Source organism: Pseudomonas sp. RC10-4-2 (assembly GCF_050433085.1).
GTDB lineage: Bacteria > Pseudomonadota > Gammaproteobacteria > Pseudomonadales > Pseudomonadaceae > Pseudomonas > Pseudomonas aeruginosa.
Genome location: NZ_JBNPXX010000001.1, coordinates 1392075 through 1410127, shown reverse-complemented (window position 1 = coordinate 1410127; position 18053 = coordinate 1392075). Strand labels below are relative to the sequence as shown.

Annotated in this window: 17 protein-coding genes; 3 read left to right on the top strand and 14 right to left on the bottom strand. The window is 66.3% G+C overall.

Annotated elements, in window-relative coordinates:
• Positions 1-34: 34 nt before the first annotated feature.
• Positions 35-613: a Maf family protein gene (locus FHW81_RS06590; RefSeq protein WP_023091174.1), complete on the top strand. Its 579-nt coding sequence runs from the start codon at positions 35-37 to the stop codon at positions 611-613.
• A 66-nt stretch (positions 614-679) separates the two neighbouring features.
• Here FHW81_RS06590 and sppA read toward each other — a convergent pair whose 3' ends face one another.
• From sppA to rluC, 3 genes are read right to left on the bottom strand one after another with little or no spacing between them, the layout of a single operon-like run.
• The gene (gene sppA / locus FHW81_RS06585) at positions 680-1660 is read right to left on the bottom strand and encodes a signal peptide peptidase SppA (RefSeq protein WP_003091146.1); all 981 of its coding nucleotides are present in this window, start codon (positions 1658-1660) and stop codon (positions 680-682) included.
• Positions 1653-2345, bottom strand: a complete 693-nt coding sequence (locus tag FHW81_RS06580; protein ID WP_003104140.1) for an HAD-IA family hydrolase — start codon at positions 2343-2345, stop codon at positions 1653-1655. Before FHW81_RS06580 ends, sppA begins: the two co-directional genes overlap by 8 nt.
• Positions 2338-3294 (bottom strand): 23S rRNA pseudouridine(955/2504/2580) synthase RluC, encoded by a 957-nt coding sequence (rluC, locus tag FHW81_RS06575; RefSeq protein ID WP_003104143.1) that lies wholly within the window; start codon positions 3292-3294, stop codon positions 2338-2340. Before rluC ends, FHW81_RS06580 begins: the two co-directional genes overlap by 8 nt.
• Positions 3295-3870: 576 nt before the next feature.
• Between rluC and rne the strand changes: the two genes are divergently transcribed.
• Positions 3871-7044 (top strand): ribonuclease E, encoded by a 3174-nt coding sequence (gene rne / locus FHW81_RS06570; RefSeq protein WP_031758917.1) that lies wholly within the window; start codon positions 3871-3873, stop codon positions 7042-7044.
• A gap of 158 nt (positions 7045-7202) precedes the next feature.
• Here the strand turns inward: rne and murB are convergent, their stop codons facing one another.
• From murB to FHW81_RS06530, 8 genes are all read right to left on the bottom strand, one after another.
• On the bottom strand, positions 7203-8222 hold the full coding sequence (gene murB / locus FHW81_RS06565; RefSeq protein ID WP_003124431.1) for a UDP-N-acetylmuramate dehydrogenase: 1020 nt from the start codon (positions 8220-8222) through the stop codon (positions 7203-7205).
• Positions 8219-8683 (bottom strand): low molecular weight protein-tyrosine-phosphatase, encoded by a 465-nt coding sequence (locus FHW81_RS06560; protein ID WP_003091154.1) that lies wholly within the window; start codon positions 8681-8683, stop codon positions 8219-8221. Before FHW81_RS06560 ends, murB begins: the two co-directional genes overlap by 4 nt.
• Positions 8683-9447: a 3-deoxy-manno-octulosonate cytidylyltransferase gene (gene kdsB, locus FHW81_RS06555; RefSeq protein ID WP_003091155.1), complete on the bottom strand. Its 765-nt coding sequence runs from the start codon at positions 9445-9447 to the stop codon at positions 8683-8685. Before kdsB ends, FHW81_RS06560 begins: the two co-directional genes overlap by 1 nt.
• Complete coding sequence (locus FHW81_RS06550; RefSeq protein WP_003091157.1) at positions 9447-9632, bottom strand: Trm112 family protein; 186 nt, start codon at positions 9630-9632, stop codon at positions 9447-9449. The genes kdsB and FHW81_RS06550 overlap by 1 nt, the downstream gene beginning before the upstream one ends.
• 37 nt (positions 9633-9669) lie before the next feature.
• Positions 9670-10668: a tetraacyldisaccharide 4'-kinase gene (gene lpxK, locus FHW81_RS06545; protein ID WP_003091159.1), complete on the bottom strand. Its 999-nt coding sequence runs from the start codon at positions 10666-10668 to the stop codon at positions 9670-9672.
• On the bottom strand, positions 10668-11108 hold the full coding sequence (locus FHW81_RS06540) for an ExbD/TolR family protein (protein ID WP_003091161.1): 441 nt from the start codon (positions 11106-11108) through the stop codon (positions 10668-10670). The genes lpxK and FHW81_RS06540 overlap by 1 nt, the downstream gene beginning before the upstream one ends.
• The gene (locus FHW81_RS06535; protein ID WP_003091163.1) at positions 11105-11740 is read right to left on the bottom strand and encodes a MotA/TolQ/ExbB proton channel family protein; all 636 of its coding nucleotides are present in this window, start codon (positions 11738-11740) and stop codon (positions 11105-11107) included. The genes FHW81_RS06540 and FHW81_RS06535 overlap by 4 nt, the downstream gene beginning before the upstream one ends.
• A gap of 72 nt (positions 11741-11812) precedes the next feature.
• Positions 11813-14038 (bottom strand): DNA internalization-related competence protein ComEC/Rec2, encoded by a 2226-nt coding sequence (locus tag FHW81_RS06530; protein WP_003113988.1) that lies wholly within the window; start codon positions 14036-14038, stop codon positions 11813-11815.
• 130 nt (positions 14039-14168) lie between these two features.
• Here FHW81_RS06530 and FHW81_RS06525 point away from each other — a divergent pair, with 130 nt between their 5' ends.
• Positions 14169-14702 (top strand): DUF2062 domain-containing protein, encoded by a 534-nt coding sequence (locus tag FHW81_RS06525; RefSeq protein ID WP_003091165.1) that lies wholly within the window; start codon positions 14169-14171, stop codon positions 14700-14702.
• 75 nt (positions 14703-14777) lie between these two features.
• Here FHW81_RS06525 and FHW81_RS06520 read toward each other — a convergent pair whose 3' ends face one another.
• The 3 genes from FHW81_RS06520 to FHW81_RS06510 all read right to left on the bottom strand — a co-directional run bounded on the left by FHW81_RS06520 (position 14778) and on the right by FHW81_RS06510 (position 18018).
• Positions 14778-16022, bottom strand: coding sequence for a lipoprotein-releasing ABC transporter permease subunit (locus tag FHW81_RS06520; protein ID WP_003105198.1), 1245 nt, complete (start codon positions 16020-16022; stop codon positions 14778-14780).
• A 69-nt stretch (positions 16023-16091) separates the two neighbouring features.
• Positions 16092-16775, bottom strand: coding sequence for a lipoprotein-releasing ABC transporter ATP-binding protein LolD (gene lolD / locus FHW81_RS06515; RefSeq protein WP_003091168.1), 684 nt, complete (start codon positions 16773-16775; stop codon positions 16092-16094).
• Positions 16768-18018, bottom strand: a complete 1251-nt coding sequence (locus tag FHW81_RS06510; RefSeq protein WP_003091170.1) for a lipoprotein-releasing ABC transporter permease subunit — start codon at positions 18016-18018, stop codon at positions 16768-16770. Before FHW81_RS06510 ends, lolD begins: the two co-directional genes overlap by 8 nt.
• Between the last annotated feature and the right edge of the window lie 35 nt (positions 18019-18053).

Here is an 18053-nt window from a genome sequence, read left to right as displayed (position 1 = left end):
TCGTTAAAATCGGCCGCTCGCCATGGAGAACCTCATGCCCGACCTGATCCTCGCCTCCAGCTCCCCCTACCGACGCGAACTCCTGACCCGCCTGCGCCTTCCCTTCGAAAGCGCCAGCCCCGATATCGACGAAAGCCATCGCGCCGGGGAAAGTGCCGAGGAACTGGTGCGCCGCCTTTCCGCCAGCAAGGCCGAAGCGCTGGCCGGACGCTATCCGCAACACCTGGTGATCGGCTCCGACCAGGTCGCCGTACTCGACGGCAACATCCTCGGCAAGCCGCACACCCCCGAACGCGCCATCCAGCAGCTACGGGACGCCAGCGGCAAGAGCGTGACCTTCCTCACCGGACTGGCCCTCCTCAACAGCGCCAGCCGACGCATCCAGGTGGCATGCGTGCCGTTCACCGTGCACTTCCGCCACCTCGACGAGAGCCGCATCTGCCGCTACGTCGAAGCGGAACGCCCGCTGGACTGCGCCGGCAGCTTCAAGGCGGAAGGCCTGGGCGTCAGCCTGTTCCGCTCCACCGAAGGAGAGGACGCCACCAGCCTGGTGGGACTGCCCCTGATCCGCCTGGTCGACATGCTCCTCGAGGAAGGCGTCGAAATCCCCTGAGCCGGCATTCCATATAAAGAAGCCCGGCTTCGGCCGGGCTTCTTTATATAAGGAAGGGAAACACCCTCAGCGCAGTACCGGCCCCTGCCAGCCCATCCACAGCGCGAGGCGCTCCGCCACACTGGCACCGAACTTCTTGGCGAAGCGATCGAAAGGCGACTCCTGCACGGTGTAGTCCTCGATCTTCTTCTCCTTCACCACTTCGCGCGCCACATAGCTGGCATTGCCCAGGCCGTCGATCAAACCCAGCTGCAATGCCTGTTCGCCGGACCAAACCAGACCCGAGAACAGCTCCGGATGCCCCTCGACCTTGAGCCGGTCGCCGCGCCCTTTTTTCACGCTGTCGATGAACTGCTTGTGGGTGGTATCCAGCACCTGCTGCCAGAACTGGGTCTCCTCGGGCTTTTGCGGCTGGAAAGGATCGAGGAACGACTTGTGCTCGCCGGAGGTATAGACGCGCCGCTCGACACCGAGCTTCTCCATGGTGCCGACGAAACCGAAGCTGGCCGCCGTCACGCCGATGGAACCGACCAGGCTGGCCTTGTCGGCGTAGATCTGGTCGGCGGCGCTGGCGATGTAGTAGGCGCCGGAGGCACCCAGGTCGCTGATCACCGCATAGACCTTGACGTTCGGGTGCTCGCCGCGCAGGCGACGAATCTCGTCATAGATATAGCCCGACTGCACCGGACTGCCGCCCGGACTGTTGATCCGCAGGACGATCCCCTTGGTACCCTCATCCTTGAACGCCGCGCGCAGGGCCGTGACGATATTGTCGGCACTGGCCGGCTCATCGTCGGCGATCATGCCCTTCACCTCGATCAGTGCCGTGTGGCTACCGCTGCGCGAGGCCGATTTCTCCAGGCTGCCGAACGGACTGAAGGCCAGCAGCACGACAAAGAGATAGATGAAGGTCAGCGACTTGAAGAATATCCCCCAGCGCCGCGCCCGCCGCTGCTCCTGGACCCCGGCGAGGACCGCCTTTTCCAGCAGCTTCCAGCTCTTGTCGTCATTCGCCTTCGGCGTTTCCGACTTCCACTCGTCAGACATGCTCAACCACTCCTGAAACCGCCTCACGTCGAGCACCGCCCAACCAGGCGCGCAACTCGGTGAAATGCTCAACTTCCAGCCGCGGCGCATAAGGCCGCAACTGCTCCAGCGATTGGGCGCCATAGGCCACCGCAACCGAATCCATCCCCGCCCGTCGCGCCATTTCCAGGTCGAACGGCGAATCACCGATCATCAGCGCCCGCCCCGGCTCGACCCGGCAGTGCGCCAGGATCTCGTGGAGCATCAACGGGTCCGGCTTGCTGGCCGTTTCGTCGGCGCAGCGGGTGATATCGAAGAAATCGCTCCAGCCATGCCCCGCCAGCACCCGGTCCAGGCCGCGCCGACTCTTGCCGGTGGCGACCGCCAGGCGGAACCCGGCCTCGCGAAAATGCACCATGGCTTCGGCCACGCCGGGGAACAACCGCGACGGCTGCGCTTCCTGCGCCAGGTAATGCTCGCTGTAGGCACACCGGAAACGCTCGACCAGAGCAGGATCGCCAACCTCCGGATAGAGCGAAGCGATCGCCTCGGGCAAGCCGAGGCCGATGATGCCCTTGATCCGGGTATCGTCCCGCTCCGGCAGAGCGGTTTCCCGCGCCGCCGCCTTCATCGAATCGACGATGCGCGCGATCGAGTCGACCAGGGTGCCGTCCCAATCGAATACCAGCAACGCGTAGTCAGTCATTCAAACGCTCCAGCGAACGCTGCCACATCTCGTCCACCGGCGCCTCCAGCTCCAGCACCTGCCCGTCGGGCAGCGGCACGCGCAACTGCGCGGCATGCAGGAACAGGCGCTTGCCGCCCAGCTCGCGGATCTCGCGGGAGAAATCCTCGTCGCCATACTTCGGGTCGCCGGCGATGGCATGCCCGGCGTGCTTGGCATGCACGCGGATCTGGTGGGTCCGCCCGGTGATCGGGCGCGCTTCCACCAGGGTGGCGAAATCGCCGAAGCGACGCAGCACCCGGAACTCGGTCAGCGCGTCCTTGCCCTCGACGTTCACCTCTACCATTCGCTCGCCCGAACGCAGGTTGTTCTTCAGCAGCGGCGCGCGCACGTTCTTCTTGCCAGCCGGCCAGTGGCCACGGACCAGGGCGTGATAGCGCTTGTCGACGATCTTCTCGCCCCGCAGGGCCTCATGCAGGTGACGCAACATGCTGCGCTTCTTGGCGATCATCAGCAGGCCGGAGGTATCGCGATCGAGACGATGCACCAATTCGATATCCTTGGCATCGGGGCGCAACTGGCGAAACACCTCGATGACCCCGGCGCTCACGCCGCTGCCGCCATGCACGGCGATCCCGGCGGGCTTGTTGACCACGATCAGCGCCTTGTCCTCGTAGACGATCGCCGCCTCCATCCGCTCCAGCAGCCCCTGCGCCAGCGGCGCCGGCTCATCACGCTCGGCCAGGCGCAGCGGCGGCACGCGCACCTGGTCTCCGGCCTGGAGCCGATAGTCGGGCTTGATCCGCCCCTTGTTCACGCGCACTTCGCCCTTACGCAGGATGCGATAGATCAGGGTCTTGGGCGCACCCTTGAGACGGGCAATAAGGAAATTGTCGATACGTTGACCAGCCAGTTCCGGCGGCACATCGAGCAGCTGGACACCGGTGGTCGGAGAGGCGGGAGTAGTCATCCGTACATCATAACAATTTTTCATTCAATTGAAGCACTTAATCATTGCTGCTATAGTCGGGAAGCCGCCATAAGCGGCCTGGCCTGCGGATGATTGCCAACCTGCATTTCCCCCTCGCCTGCAAACACTTTGAACGGACGTCAGGCCGTCCTACAGAGGCGTTTCAGCGGAAATACGAAAATTTCCAACCCGCTAACGACTCGAAACCAAAGCCTTGAAACATGAGCCGCGACCACTTCGGTGAGCGCGAGATGCCAACCCGCTCCGGATACTGCGAGCGGCGCCCGATTCTTAAGGAACATGTGTAGGGTGGAGATGTACGGCTGTTGGACTGCGTAGCTTCTAGCTTGATCCAGACGCATTTTTCGTCCGCCTCCGACAGCCGATTCCTCCTCCTGACTCAAGTGCTTCTGAAACACAGGAAGCAGGAGACGTAGTCGCGGACCGGCACCCAGTGCCGAGCGCCGCTGGACACGGGAATGGCCCGCCATTCCTGAATACGCGCCCGAGCACCGACCGTGAGAGTCGTGTGTGCCGATCGCCGTTTCCGGTAGCCCCGGAAACCATTGGTACTACATGAAAAGAATGCTGATCAACGCGACTCAACCCGAGGAGTTGCGTGTTGCACTGGTCGACGGCCAACGCCTGTTCGACCTCGACATCGAGTCGGGCGCCCGCGAGCAGAAGAAGGCCAACATCTACAAAGGCCGCATCACTCGCGTCGAACCCAGCCTCGAAGCCGCCTTCGTCGACTTCGGCGCCGAACGCCACGGCTTCCTCCCCCTCAAAGAAATCTCCCGCGAATACTTCAAGAAATCCCCCGAAGGCCGGATCAACATCAAGGAAGTCCTGAGCGAAGGCCAGGAAGTCATCGTCCAGGTCGAGAAGGAAGAGCGCGGCAACAAGGGCGCCGCCCTGACCACCTTCATCAGCCTGGCCGGCCGTTACCTGGTGCTGATGCCGAACAACCCGCGCGCCGGTGGCATCTCCCGCCGTATCGAAGGCGAAGAGCGCAACGAGCTGCGCGAGGCCCTGAACGGCCTCAACGCACCGGCCGACATGGGCCTGATCGTGCGCACCGCCGGCCTCGGCCGCAGCACCGAGGAACTGCAGTGGGACCTCGACTACCTGCTGCAACTGTGGAGCGCGATCAAGGAAGCGTCCGGCGAACGTGGCGCGCCCTTCCTGATCTACCAGGAAAGCAACGTCATCATCCGCGCCATCCGCGACTACCTGCGCCAGGACATCGGCGAAGTGCTGATCGACAGCATCGACGCCCAGGAAGAAGCCCTGAACTTCATCCGCCAGGTGATGCCGCAGTACGCCAGCAAGGTGAAGCTGTACCAGGACAGCGTTCCGCTGTTCAATCGCTTCCAGATCGAGAGCCAGATCGAGACCGCTTTCCAGCGCGAAGTGAAGCTGCCGTCCGGCGGCTCCATCGTCATCGACCCGACCGAGGCCCTGGTTTCCATCGACATCAACTCGGCGCGCGCCACCAAGGGCGGCGACATCGAGGAAACCGCCCTGCAGACCAACCTGGAAGCGGCCGAGGAAATCGCCCGCCAGCTGCGCCTGCGTGACATCGGCGGCCTGATCGTCATCGACTTCATCGACATGACCCCGGCGAAGAACCAGCGCGCCGTGGAAGAGCGTGTCCGCGAAGCCCTCGAGGCCGACCGCGCGCGCGTCCAGGTCGGTCGCATCTCGCGCTTCGGCCTGCTGGAAATGTCCCGCCAGCGCCTGCGTCCGTCCCTCGGCGAGACCAGCGGCATCGTCTGCCCGCGCTGCAACGGCCAGGGCATCATCCGCGACGTCGAGTCGCTGTCGCTGGCCATCCTGCGCCTGATTGAGGAAGAAGCCCTGAAGGACCGCACCGCGGAAGTCCGCGCCCGCGTGCCCTTCCAGGTCGCCGCCTTCCTGCTCAACGAGAAGCGCAACGCCATCACCAAGATCGAACTGCGTACCCGCGCGCGCATCTTCATCCTGCCGGACGATCATCTGGAAACCCCGCATTTCGAAGTCCAGCGTCTGCGCGATGACAGCCCCGAACTGGTTGCCGGCCAGACCAGCTACGAAATGGCCACCGTCGAGCACGAAGAAGCCCAGCCGGTCAGCTCGACCCGCACCCTGGTCCGCCAGGAAGCAGCAGTCAAGACCGTCGCTCCCCAGCAGCCCGCACCGCAACACACCGAAGCACCGGTCGAGCCGGCCAAGCCGATGCCCGAGCCGAGCCTGTTCCAGGGCCTGGTGAAGTCCCTGGTCGGCCTGTTCGCAGGCAAGGATCAACCTGCCGCCAAGCCTGCTGAAACCAGCAAGCCGGCTGCCGAGCGCCAAACCCGCCAGGACGAGCGTCGCAACGGCCGCCAGCAGAACCGCCGCCGCGATGGCCGCGATGGCAATCGCCGCGACGAAGAGCGCAAGCCCCGCGAGGAACGCGCAGAGCGCCAACCGCGCGAAGAGCGCGCCGAACGCCCGAACCGCGAAGAGCGCAGCGAACGTCGCCGCGAAGAGCGCGCCGAGCGCCCGGCTCGCGAGGAGCGCCAGCCGCGCGAAGGCCGTGAAGAGCGCGCCGAGCGGACACCCCGCGAAGAGCGCCAGCCGCGCGAAGGCCGCGAAGGTCGCGAGGAACGCAGCGAACGCCGCCGCGAAGAGCGCGCCGAACGCCCGGCCCGCGAAGAGCGCCAACCCCGCGAAGGCCGTGAAGAACGCGCCGAGCGCCCGGCCCGCGAAGAGCGCCAGCCGCGCGAGGATCGCCAGGCTCGCGACGCCGCGGCCCTGGAAGCCGAGGCGCTGCCGAACGACGAGAGCCTGGAGCAGGACGAGCAGGACGATACCGATGGCGAGCGCCCGCGCCGCCGCTCCCGCGGCCAGCGTCGTCGCAGCAACCGCCGCGAACGCCAGCGCGAGGTCAGCGGTGAGCTGGAAGGCAGCGAGGCGACCGATAATGCCGCCGCGCCGCTGAACACCGTCGCAGCCGCCGCCGCTGCCGGTATCGCTGTCGCCAGCGAAGCCGTAGAAGCAAACGTGGAGCAAGCCCCGGCCACTACCAGCGAGGCTGCCAGCGAAACCACGGCAAGCGATGAGACCGACGCGTCGACCAGCGAAGCCGTCGAAACCCAGGACGCGGACAGCGAGGCCAATACCGGCGAAACCGCCGACATCGAAGCGCCGGTGACCGTCAGCGTGGTCCGGGACGAAGCCGGCCAGAGCACCCTGCTGGTCGCGCAAGCCACTGAAGAAGCTCCCTTCGCCAGCGAAAGCGTGGAAAGCCGCGAAGACGCCGAGAGCGCCGTGCAACCGGCAACGGAAGCGGCCGAAGAAGTTGCCGCCCCGGTGCCCGTCGAAGCAGCAGCCCCTAGCGAGCCCGCAACCACCGAGGAGCCGACCCCGGCCATCGCGGCGGTGCCGGCCAACGCGACCGGCCGTGCCCTCAACGACCCACGGGAAAAACGTCGCCTGCAACGCGAAGCCGAGCGTCTGGCACGCGAAGCCGCAGCAGCAGCCGAAGCGGCAGCTCAGGCCGCTCCCGCCGTCGAGGAGGTCCCGGCTGTAGCGAGCGAGGAAGCGTCGGCCCAGGAGGAACCTGCTGCACCCCAGGCTGAAGAAATCGCCCAGGCCGACGTTCCGTCCCAGGCGGACGAAGCCCAGGAAGCGGTACAGGCCGAGCCTGAAGCTTCCGGCGAAGACGCCACCGACACGGAGCACGCGAAAAAGACCGAGGAAAGCGAAACCTCGCGCCCGCATGCCTGAGTGACAGACTGAAAAAAGGGGATGCCATGGCATCCCCTTTTTTTTGCGTGTCATTCCGCGGCACTCCGGCATACCGCCCGTCATGACCAGAGCCGCCGAACACGCACAATGAAAAAGGGATGCCGCCGGCATCCCTTTTTCATTCTCCAGCCGCACCCTCAGTAGAGATTGGGTTCAGGCTCCAATTCGACGCCGAAACGCCGACGGACGTCCTCCTGGATACGCTCCGCCAATGCCTGGACTTGGGCACCGGTGGCACCGCCATGGTTGACCAGAACCAGCGCCTGCTGCGCGTGTACCCCCACCGGGCCATCGCGAAAGCCCTTCCAGCCGCCCTTGTCGATGAGCCAGCCTGCAGCCAGCTTCAGCCGACCGTCCGCCTGCGGATAGCCAACCAGATCCGGGAAGGCCTGACGCAAGCGTTCGGCCTGCGCCGCATCCACCAGCGGGTTCTTGAAGAAGCTGCCGGCATTGCCCAATACGGCGGGGTCGGGCAGCTTTTCCCGGCGAATGGCGCAGATTACCCGGCTTACGTCCCTGGCCGTCGGACTGGCGATGCCCTCCTCCTCCAGGCGCTGGCGTACCGGCCCGTAGTCCAGGTGCAGCCTCTCCCGCCGTGTCAGGCGCAGGCGCACGCGGAGGATCAGCCAGCGATCAGGCTCCTGCTTGAACAGGCTGTCGCGGTAGCCGAAACGGCAGGCCTGGCGATCGAACTCACGCAGGGTTCCATCCTGGCGATCCAGCGCCGTCAGGCTGTCGAAGACATCCTTCAGCTCCACGCCATAGGCGCCGATGTTCTGCATCGGCGCCGCACCCACGGTGCCGGGAATCAGGCTGAGATTTTCCAGACCGGCCAGGCCCCGCTCCAGGCTCCATTGTACGAATGGGTCCCAGGCCTCGCCCGCCTCCGCCTCGACCAACACCGAATCCGCGGCATCGGAAACAATTCGCCGCCCCTGGCTGGCCATGCGCAAAACCAGCGCCTCGACGTCACGGGTCAGCAGCAGGTTGCTGCCACCACCGATCACCAGCAGCGGCAATCCACGCTCCCGAGCCAGGGCCAGGGCCTCGCGCACATCAGCCTCGTCCCGGGCGTGGGCCAGCAGGCGGGCGCGCACGTCGATGCCGAAGGTGTTATAGGGCTTCAGCGAGCAATGCTCTTGCAGTTCCAGGCTCACAGTCGCCCCTTGGCTTCGATCAACAGACGGTCGCAGGCATGTTCGATCAGGTCGAGGACCTGCTCGAAGCCTTCTTCGCCGCCATAGTAGGGATCGGGTACTTCGTCCCGCTCGGACCCGTAGCGACGCAGGAACAGATCCAGTTCGGCGGCACCGCGCCCGGCACGCAGGGTCTCGAGGTCGGCCAGGTTGGACAGGTCCATGGCCAGGATCAGGTCATGGCAGGAGAAATCCTCGATGCCGACCTGGCGTCCACGCAGTGCCGACAGATCGTAGCCGCGCCTTTGCGCGGCCAGGCGGGTGCGCTGGTCAGGTGCCTTGCCGACATGCCAGCCGGCGGTGCCGGCGGAATCGACATGGATACGGGAGGCCAGCCCGGCCTCCTCGACCTTGCGCCGGAACACGCCTTCGGCGGTGGGCGACCGGCAGATGTTGCCCAGGCAGACGAACAGGACGCGCATCAGCCCCCCAGCACGCGGCGAACGCGTTCGAGGTCTTCCGGCGTATCCACGCCCGGAAGCATGGTTTCGCGGGCATCGGCCACATGGATTCGCACCCCGTGCCAGAGCGCGCGCAATTGCTCGAGGCTTTCGGCGTTCTCCAGCCAGCACGGTCCCCAGGCGACGAAATCGGCAAGGAAACCCACGCGATAGGCGTAGATGCCGATGTGGCGACGATAGGGCACGCCCTCCGGCAGGCTGTCGCGATCGCGGGCGAAGGCGTCACGAGCCCAGGGCAAGGGCGCACGACTGAAAGTCAGGGCCAGGCCGTCGATGTCGGTGGCGACCTTGACCACGTTCGGATTGAACAGCGCGGAGACCTCATGGATCGGCTCGGCCAGGGTAGCGATGGCAGCTTCCGGGTGCGCCGCCAGGTTGGCCGCCACCTGGTCGATGAGCGCCGGGGGGATCAGCGGTTCGTCGCCCTGGACGTTGACCACGATGGCATCGCTGGCCAGGCCGAGCCGGGAAGCGACTTCCTCCAGGCGATCGGTGCCGGAGTTGTGCTCGGCACGTGTCAGCAGCGCCTCGGCGCCGAATCCCTGGCACGCCGCCAGGATGCGTTCGTCGTCGGTGGCGACGACCACGCGGCTGGCGGCGCTCTTGCGGGCCTGGTTCCAGACGCGCTGGATCATTGGCTGGCCGGCGATATCCTGCAATGGCTTGCCGGGCAGACGAGTGGAGGCGTAGCGGGCGGGAATGACGACAGTGAACGCCTGGGTCATTACTTGTCCAGCCGCTCGTCCACGTTCAGGGAGCGAGCCTCGCTCTCCAGCATCACCGGGATGCCGTCGCGGATCGGATAGGCCAGGCCGGCCTGCTTGCTGATCAGTTCGGTCTTGTCTTCGCTGAGCACCAGCGGGCCCTTGGTCAACGGGCAGGCAAGGATATCGAGGAGTTTCGGGTCCATGGCGGAGTCCTTCATACAATGGCGGCACGGCCGCCGGTCAGCGCGCCAGGAGATGCTCGAGTCGGGCGTCGAACCAGGCGACGAATGCTGGGGAAGGCACCGCATCGACCGCCAGGTACCACCAGTCGGCCGCTGCGAAAGCCCGGCATTTAACGGCATCCTTCTCGGTCATCAGCAGCGGCAGCGGCGGGCTGAACGCCAGTTCGGCCGCCGTGTAGGTCGCGTGATCCGGGAAGGCATGCGGAATCGCCCGCCAGTGTAGCGCCTCGAGCGTCCTGAAGAAACGCTGCGGATTGCCGATCCCGGCCAGGGCATGGACCTCCTGGCCCGCGGGAAAATGCTCCAGCGGTCGGCGCTCGCCGCTCTGCAGGTTGATCAGCGCAGTAGGCTGCAAGCGGAATGCGTAACCGCCGTCAGGATCCTCGTCGGCGCCGTTGTAAAGCAGCGCGTCGACGCTTTCCAGACGCTCCGCCGGTTCGCGCAACGGACCGGCCGGCAGGCAACGACCATTGCCGAGACCGCGCGCGGCATCGATCAGCACCAGTTCCAGATCGCGCGCCAGGCGATAGTGCTGCAAGCCATCGTCGCAGAGGACCAGGTCCAACTGCTCTTCGGCGAGCAGCGCCTGCAGGGCGCGCGGACGATCCGGGTCGATCATCAGCGGCACGCCGCTGCGCCGGACGATCATCAGCGGTTCGTCGCCGGCCTCCGCGGCGTCCTGCTCGGCCCGCACCCGCCACGGCGTGGTGGGCGGCCGGGCACCATAGCCGCGGCTGATCACGCCAACCCGCAAGCCGCGAGCCCTGCAGTGCTCGATCATCCAGAGGATCATCGGCGTCTTGCCGGTTCCGCCGACGGTGATATTGCCTACCACCAGCACCGGCAGCGGTGCCCGGTAAGCGGGCTTGCGCCCGGACAGGAAGTCCGCCCGGCGGCCGTTCGCCACCCGACGATAGAGAGCCTCCAGCGGACGCAGCAGCGCCAGCGCCGGATGCCCCTGGTACCAGGCGGCGAGCAGTCGCTCGGAGAACGACATCAGGGCTTGGCCGCCGTGTTCTCGACCGTGGTGATGCGCAGGTGGACGAAGCCCAGCTTGCCCGCTGCGTCCATCGCCGTGACCACCGACTGGTGGGTGGACTTGGCATCGGCGCTGATCACCACCGGCAGGTTGTTGTCGCCCGCCGATTCACGCTGCATCGCCGCCATCAGGGTGGCCAGGTCGCTCTTGGCCAGCGCCTGCCCGTTCAAGGCGTAGTGCCCCTCGGCATCCACCGAGAGTTCCAGTTGCTTCTGCTCGGTGCCGGCGGTTTCGCCGCTCTCCGCCGATGGCAGCTCGATGTTGAGCTGCTCAGGGCGGGTGAAGGTGGTACTGACCACGAAGAACAGCAGCAGGACGAAGATCACGTCGATCAGCGACGCCAGGTTGATGAAGACGTCTTCACGGGCGGCACCCGCCCGTCTGCGGCGGAATTTCACGCTTTGCCTTCCTCGACGTAGTCGACTTCACGATCGCCCTGCACCACTTCCACCAGCTTGATGGCCTCCTGCTCCATGGCGATCACCAGTTCGTCGACCCGCCGCAGCAGGTAGCGATGGAAGAACACCGCCGGAATCGCCACCAGCAGGCCGGCGGCGGTGGTGATCAATGCCTTGGAGATGCCCGCGGCGAGCATCGGCGAGTTGGCCATGCCGTTGTCCATGAAGGCGCCGAAGATCTGGATCATGCCGAACACCGTACCCAGCAGGCCCAGCAGCGGCGCCATCGCGGCGATGGTGCCGAGGGCGTTGAGGTAGCGCTCCAGCTCGTGGATGACACCGGAAGCAGCCTCCTCGATGCACTCCTTCATGATCTCGCGACCGTGCTTGGAGTTGGCCAGACCGGCGGCGAGGATCTCTCCCAGCGGCGAGTTGGCGCGCAGGTCCTTGAGCTTCTGGGCGCTCAGTTGCTTGCCCTTGATCTGCTTCCACACCTGGCCGAGCAGCTCGGGCGGCGCGACGCGGCTCTTGCGCAGCGTCCACAGGCGCTCCGCGACGATGGCGGTGGCGGCGATCGAACTCAGAATGATCGGCAGCATCATCCAGCCGCCGGCTTGAACCAGTTCCCACACAGTGGCATATCCCCGAAAAAAAAGTGGCGCCACTCTAGCACAGCGACCCTTTTCCGCCGACCGCCACGGTTCTCATTTTTCCCGCCAGAAGTGCGCCGAATCACGCTCCCGGCGTGCGCCGCCACGGCTTCCGAGGAGAAACGTCAGGGCACCGTCGCGTGCCGTGTCGTGGACCTGCGCGGCGACCCTCGCGTAACGCTCCATCACTTCGCCATGGGGATGGCCGAAGGCGTTGCGCCAACCTCGCGAGACCAGCACATGGCGAGGCCGCGTACGCAACACGAAGGCGACTCCGGAGGAACTGCGGCTGCCATGATGCGGCGCCAGCAACCAGTCGACCCGGGGATCGGCCTGTCGCGCCAGCCAGGCATGCTCGGCCGCACGCGAGATATCCCCGGTCAGCAGCAGGACTTCGCCATCGGCCTCGACCCTCAGCACACAGGAGCGGTCGTTGCTGTCGCCGGCCTGTGCCCATGCCCACTGTTCGAAAACCACGCCATCCCAGGACCAGCTCCGCTCGTCGCAGCTGTCCGCGAACAACGGCGAAGGCAGGCGCGCGGGTTCGCCGCTGACCAGCCAAACCGGCGGGAATCGGGAAGCGACCGTAGGAGCACCGCCTGCATGGTCGTTGTCGGCATGGCTCAGCAACAGGCCGTCCAGGCGCCGCAGGTCCAGGCTGCGCAGCACCGGCACCACCACCCGCTCGCCCATGTCGAACGCCCCCTGCCGCGCACCGCTGTCATAGAGCAAGACATGCTCTCGGGTACGCACCAGCACGGCCAGCCCCTGGCCGACGTCCAGCACCCGCACTTCCGCCCGCCCCCATTCGACAGGCGGCGATGACGGCAACAATGCCGGCAGTAGCAACGCGGCACCGAGGGCACGCAACGGCAAGCCAGCCGGCGCCAGCCAGCAGAGCGCGCCGAGCATGCCCAGCGCTACGCTCCAGGCCGCTGCGGCGGGTGGCTGCCAGGCCTCGGCCAGGCCCGCCAGCAGGCCAAGCGCACGAAACAGCAGGTCCAGCGAAACGCCAGCGGCGCGAAGCAGCCCCTCGCCCAGCCCGGGCACCCACAGCAGCAGGCTCCCCGCCAGGGCCGGGGGCACTACCAGCAGTTCGATCCAAGGCACCGCCAGCAGGTTGGCCGGCGCTCCGCTCAGGCTCAACGGCAGGCCCAGCGCCAGCAGCGGCATCGCCAGCCCCAGCGCCATCCCCCACTGCGCCCGCCCCCAGGCCGCCCACCAGCGCCAGCGCCCAAGGCGCCCGGCGAACAGCCAGAGCAGCAGGGCAACCGCCAGGAACGACAGCCAGAACCCCGCCTGCAGGCTGGCCAGCGGCTCGACCAGCAAGACCAGCACCAGCGTTGCCAGCAGCGGGGTCAGCAAGCCCAGGTGGCGGAAACGCAGGCGCCAGACCAGCGCCAGGCTGACCATCAGGCAGGCGCGCCGCACCGGGACCTCGAAACCCGCCATCAACCCGTAGCTCCAGGCACCAAGCAAACCCAGGGCGCAGGCACAGGGCAGCCAGGGCAGGCGCCGCGGCCAGCAGCCCAGGCGATGCAAGGCCGCCACCAGGCCATAGAGCATCCCCGCCAGCAACGAGATATGCGAACCGGAGATGACCATCAGATGCACGGTGCCGGTGTCCTGGAACATGCGCCACTCGGCCGCGCTCAACCCCGAGCCATCCCCCAGCACCAGCGCCGCCAGGGCGGCGCCGCGCCCCTGTGCGTCGACCGCCAGCAGGCGCTGGCGCCAGGCATCGCGCCAGGCATCCAGGCCGCTGGCCGGCTGCAGGCGCTGGCCCGCCTTCACCGTGCCCACAGCACCGACCCGCTGCGCCAACAACCAGGCCTCGTAGTCGAAACCCGCCGCGTTCACCAGGCCGCGGGGGCGTTTCAGGGTCACCGCCAGGCGCCAGCGTTCGCCGCCCATCAGCGGCGGCGCGCCGCGCCAGCTCAGGCGCAGACGCTCGGGAAGAAGCACGCCCCGCGCAGCGCTGACCTCCTCCAGCCGGAAGCGCGTGACGCCCTCGCCGCTCGCCGGCAGATCGACCACACGCCCCTCCAGCCAAAGGGTGCGACCATCCAGCTCGGCGGCCAGGCGTCCGTCCAGGGCGACTTGCGCCGAGCCGCAGGCCCAGGCGAACCCGAGCAGGAACAACCCCAGCCAGTACAGCCGGCCGAACAGCAGCAACAGTCCGGCGGCGGCCATGCCCAGCAGCCAGCCGACCGACGGCAATTCCGCCAGGAAGCGCAGGGCCAGCAGCCCCGCGGCGAGGGCTGGCAATCCCAGGCGCATGAACGGTTCCTCCCATCCCCGTGGCGTGCCCTCCGCTCCCCGACATGTCACATGGGGTCATACAATGGGCAACGAAATCCTGTCATCTTGCTTGGCATAATACGCAAGCCTATATCCACCGAGAGCCCACATGCCGCGTCGCCTGTTCAAGCGCTACATGCCCGATCCGGAAAGCATCCGCTCGCAGAAGTCGCTGCGCTTTCTCGGCAAGTTGACGCACGATCCCAACCTTTGGCATCTCAATCGCCACTCGGTATCGCGCGCCATGGCCGCCGGGCTGTTCGCCGCCTTCATCCCGATGCCGATGCAGATGCTGCTGGCGGCCGGTCTGGCGGTGTGGATTCGGAGCAATCTGCCAATCTCCGTCGGATTGGTCTGGCTGACCAATCCGATCACGATGCCCCCGGTCTTCTATTGCACCTACAAGCTGGGCGCCTGGTTGATGCAGGTGCCGCCGCGCACCCTGCCGGACCATCTCACCTGGGAATGGATCAGCCAGGAGCTGTCCAGCCTCTGGCAGCCCTTCCTGCTCGGTTCGGTGGTGTGCGGCATCATCGCCGCCATCCTCGGCTACGCGCTGACGATGCTCTACTGGCGCTGGTGGGTGCAGCGCAGTTGGAGCCGACGCTGCCGGCAACGTCGCGAACGGGTCGCCGCGAAGTGATCCGCCGGACATGAAAAAGCCGCCTCGAAGGCGGCTTTTTCGTGGGCCTTGTCCGCCCCGTGCAGGGACTGGCGTTCACTCGTAGCGCAGCGACTCGGCCGGTTGTGTCCGCGCCGCGCGCCAGGATGGGTACAGGGTGGCGAGGAAGCTCATCAGCAATGCAGCGCTGCAGATCAGCACCACGTCCAGCACCTGCAGGTCGGAAGGCAGGTAGTTGATGAAGTACACGTCCGAGCTGAAGACCTTGTGCCCGACCAGCCGCTCGATGCGGTCGATCATCCCGGTGATGTTCAACGCCGCGAACACCCCGAGCACCCCGCCGATAACCGTCCCGATCACGCCGATGACGGTGCCCTGGACCATGAAGATCGCCATGATCTGCCTCGGCGTGGCGCCGAGGGTACGAAGAATCGCGATGTCGGTGCGCTTGTCGGCGACCACCATGATCAGGGTGGCGATGATGTTGAAGGCGGCGACCGCGATGATCAGCAGCAGGAGCAGGCCGATCATGGTCTTTTCCATCTTCATCGCGTTGAACAGGCTGCCCTGGGTCCTGGTCCAGTCGCTGGACCTGAAGCCCTGCCCCAACTCCTTGACCACCTTGGCGGCGACCTGCGGCGACTGGTAGAGATCCTTCAGTTCCAGGCGCACGCTCGGCACCTGGCCCGGTTGCAGGCGCAGCAACTGGCCGGCATCGGCGATGTCGATCAGCGCCAGCGAGTTGTCCAGTTCGGCGCCGACCTTGAACAGGGCGACGATGGTGAAGCGCTGCATGCGCGGAGTGATGCCGCCCGGCGCACTGGTGGCTTCCGGGACGATCAGGGTCAGCTTGTCGCCGACATTGACATGGAAGCGCCGCGCGGTGATCTCGCCGAGGACGATGCCGAACTCGCCAGGCTTGAGGTCGTCCAGGCTGCCCTGGACGATGTGCTCGCCGATGATGGAAACCTTGCGCTCCTCCTGCGGGTCGATGCCGTTGACCAGCACCGGCAGCATGTTGCCCTTGTACGACAGCATGCCCTGCAGTTCGGCGAACGGCGCCGCGCCGACCACCTCGCGGTGCCGCAGCGCCGCGTTGGCGACGGTCTGCCAGTCGTCCAGCGGCTGCGTCGCGCTGATAGTGGCATGCGGCACCATGCCGAGGATCCGCGTGCGCATTTCCTTCTGGAAGCCGTTCATCACCGAGAGCACGATGATCATCGCCAGCACGCCCAGCGCCAGGCCGATCATCGAGGTCAGCGAGATGAACGAGATGTAGTGGTTGCGGCGTTTGGCGCGGGTGTAGCGCAGGCCTATGAAGAACGGTAACGGTCTGAACATGTCGCGGATGCACCGAGTCGATGGGGGATTCGCCGGACGGGAGCGGACGGCGGGCACGCCGTTGCCCCGCTACGCGGCGATCAGTCGGCCTTCTTCCAGGCGCAGGATGCGATCCATGTGCCCGGCCAGCTGGAGATCGTGGGTTACCACCAGGAACGAGGTCTGCAACGAACGGCTCAGTTCCAGCATCAGCTCCTGGATACCCTGGGCGGTATGCTGGTCGAGGTTGCCGGTGGGCTCGTCGAGCAGTACCAGCTGCGGACGGTTGACCAGCGCGCGGGCGATCGCCACCCGCTGGCGCTCGCCGCCGGACAGCTCGGCCGGCTTGTGCGACAGGCGATGCCCCAGCCCGACCCGCTCCAGCAGCTCGGCCGCCCGCTGGCGGGCTTCCGCGATCGGCGTGCGGCCGATCAACAGCGGCATGCAGACGTTCTCCAGGGCGGTGAACTCCGGCAACAGGTGGTGGAACTGGTAGACGAAGCCCAGCGCGCGGTTGCGCAGCAGCCCGCGGGCCGTCTCGTTCAGCGCCGAGAGTTCCTCGCCGGCGAGCCAGACGCTGCCGGCGGAGGGCGTGTCCAGGCCGCCGAGCATGTTCAGCAAGGTGCTCTTGCCCGAACCGGAGCTGCCGACGATAGCCACCCGCTCCCCAGGCAGCAGGTTCAACTCGACGCCGGACAGCACCTGCACCGATTGCGGCCCCTCGTCGTAGCTCTTGCTCAGGTTGCGGCAACTCAGCACCGACTTGTCATTCATAACGCAAAGCCTCCGCAGGCTGGGTGCGCGCCGCACGCCAGGCTGGATACAAAGTGGCGAAGAAGCTGAGGACCAGGGCCGCGCCGCAGACCAGCACGACATCGTCGAGCATCAGTTGCGACGGCAGGTAATCGATGAAGTACACGTCGGACGCGAGGAACTGGTGGCCCAGCAGCTTTTCCAGGGCGGAAATCCAGGCGCTGACGTTGAGCGCCGCGACCACCCCGAGGACCCCGCCGACCAGCGTGCCGATCACCCCGATCACCGTGCCCTGGACCATGAAGGTAGCCATGATCTGCCCCGGCGTGGCGCCGAGGGTACGAAGGATGGCGATGTCCGACTTCTTGTCGGTGACCACCATCACCAGGGTGGAAATGATGTTGAACGCGGCGACCGCGACGATCAGCAGCAGCAACAGGCCGATCATGGTCTTTTCCATGCGGATGGCCTGGTACAGGTTGCCGTGGCTGCGCGTCCAGTCGCGGGCGTAGAAGTCATTGTCGGTCAGGGTCCGGGCGATCTCCCAGGCCACCCGCGGCGCCTGGAACAGGTCGTCGAGCTTCAGGCGCAGCCCCTGTACCTGGTTGGTCTTCCAGCGCTGCAGGCGCGCGGCGTCTTCCAGGTGGATCAGCGACAGGCCGCCATCCAGTTCGCCGGCGCCGACGCGGAAGGTGCCGACCACGGTGAAACGCTTCATCCGCGGGAACACCCCGGCCGGGGTGACCGCCACCTCGGGGAGGATCAGGGTGACCTTGTCGCCGATGCCGACGCCGAGCTTCTGCGCCGCCAGTTGGCCGATGACGATGCCGAAGCCGCCGGCCTTGAGTTCCGCCAGCGAGCCCTGCTTGAAGAAATCGGGAATGATCGAGACCTTGGCCTCTTCCAGCGGATCGACCGCATCGACCATCACCGTCTGCACCGCGCCATTGGCGCTGAGCATGCCCTGCATCTGGGTGAACGGCGCTACCGCGGTGACATGCTCGTGGGCCTTGACCTTCTCGGCCAGGGCGCGCCAGTCATCGATGGGCTGGTACGACTCGACGGTGGCCTGCGGCACCATGCCGAGGATGCGGGTACGCATTTCGCGATCGAAGCCGTTCATCACCGAGAGCACCACGATCATCACCAGCACGCCCAGTGCCAGGCCGATCATCGAGGTCAGCGAAATGAAGGAGACGAAATGGCTGCGACGTTTGGCCCGCGTATAGCGCGTGCCGATGAAAACGGACAGGGGTCTGAACATGTCGCCCTTAGCTGGCAGAAAATGGATGCGTCGGG

What these genes read in the sequence shown, in the direction of transcription:
- FHW81_RS06590 (WP_023091174.1), top strand. Translation starts at nt 35, where the DNA reads ATGCCCGACCTGATCCTCGCCTCCAGCTCCCCCTACCGACGCGAACTC.
- rne (WP_031758917.1), top strand. Translation starts at nt 3,871, where the DNA reads ATGAAAAGAATGCTGATCAACGCGACTCAACCCGAGGAGTTGCGTGTT.
- sppA (WP_003091146.1), bottom strand. Translation starts at nt 1,660, where the DNA reads ATGTCTGACGAGTGGAAGTCGGAAACGCCGAAGGCGAATGACGACAAG.
- FHW81_RS06510 (WP_003091170.1), bottom strand. Translation starts at nt 18,018, where the DNA reads ATGTTCAGACCCCTGTCCGTTTTCATCGGCACGCGCTATACGCGGGCC.
- FHW81_RS06520 (WP_003105198.1), bottom strand. Translation starts at nt 16,022, where the DNA reads ATGTTCAGACCGTTACCGTTCTTCATAGGCCTGCGCTACACCCGCGCC.
- lpxK (WP_003091159.1), bottom strand. Translation starts at nt 10,668, where the DNA reads ATGTCGTTCTCCGAGCGACTGCTCGCCGCCTGGTACCAGGGGCATCCG.
- FHW81_RS06580 (WP_003104140.1), bottom strand. Translation starts at nt 2,345, where the DNA reads ATGACTGACTACGCGTTGCTGGTATTCGATTGGGACGGCACCCTGGTC.
- FHW81_RS06525 (WP_003091165.1), top strand. Translation starts at nt 14,169, where the DNA reads ATGCCGCGTCGCCTGTTCAAGCGCTACATGCCCGATCCGGAAAGCATC.
- lolD (WP_003091168.1), bottom strand. Translation starts at nt 16,775, where the DNA reads ATGAATGACAAGTCGGTGCTGAGTTGCCGCAACCTGAGCAAGAGCTAC.
- FHW81_RS06550 (WP_003091157.1), bottom strand. Translation starts at nt 9,632, where the DNA reads ATGGACCCGAAACTCCTCGATATCCTTGCCTGCCCGTTGACCAAGGGC.
- kdsB (WP_003091155.1), bottom strand. Translation starts at nt 9,447, where the DNA reads ATGACCCAGGCGTTCACTGTCGTCATTCCCGCCCGCTACGCCTCCACT.
- rluC (WP_003104143.1), bottom strand. Translation starts at nt 3,294, where the DNA reads ATGACTACTCCCGCCTCTCCGACCACCGGTGTCCAGCTGCTCGATGTG.
- FHW81_RS06560 (WP_003091154.1), bottom strand. Translation starts at nt 8,683, where the DNA reads ATGCGCGTCCTGTTCGTCTGCCTGGGCAACATCTGCCGGTCGCCCACC.
- FHW81_RS06530 (WP_003113988.1), bottom strand. Translation starts at nt 14,038, where the DNA reads ATGCGCCTGGGATTGCCAGCCCTCGCCGCGGGGCTGCTGGCCCTGCGC.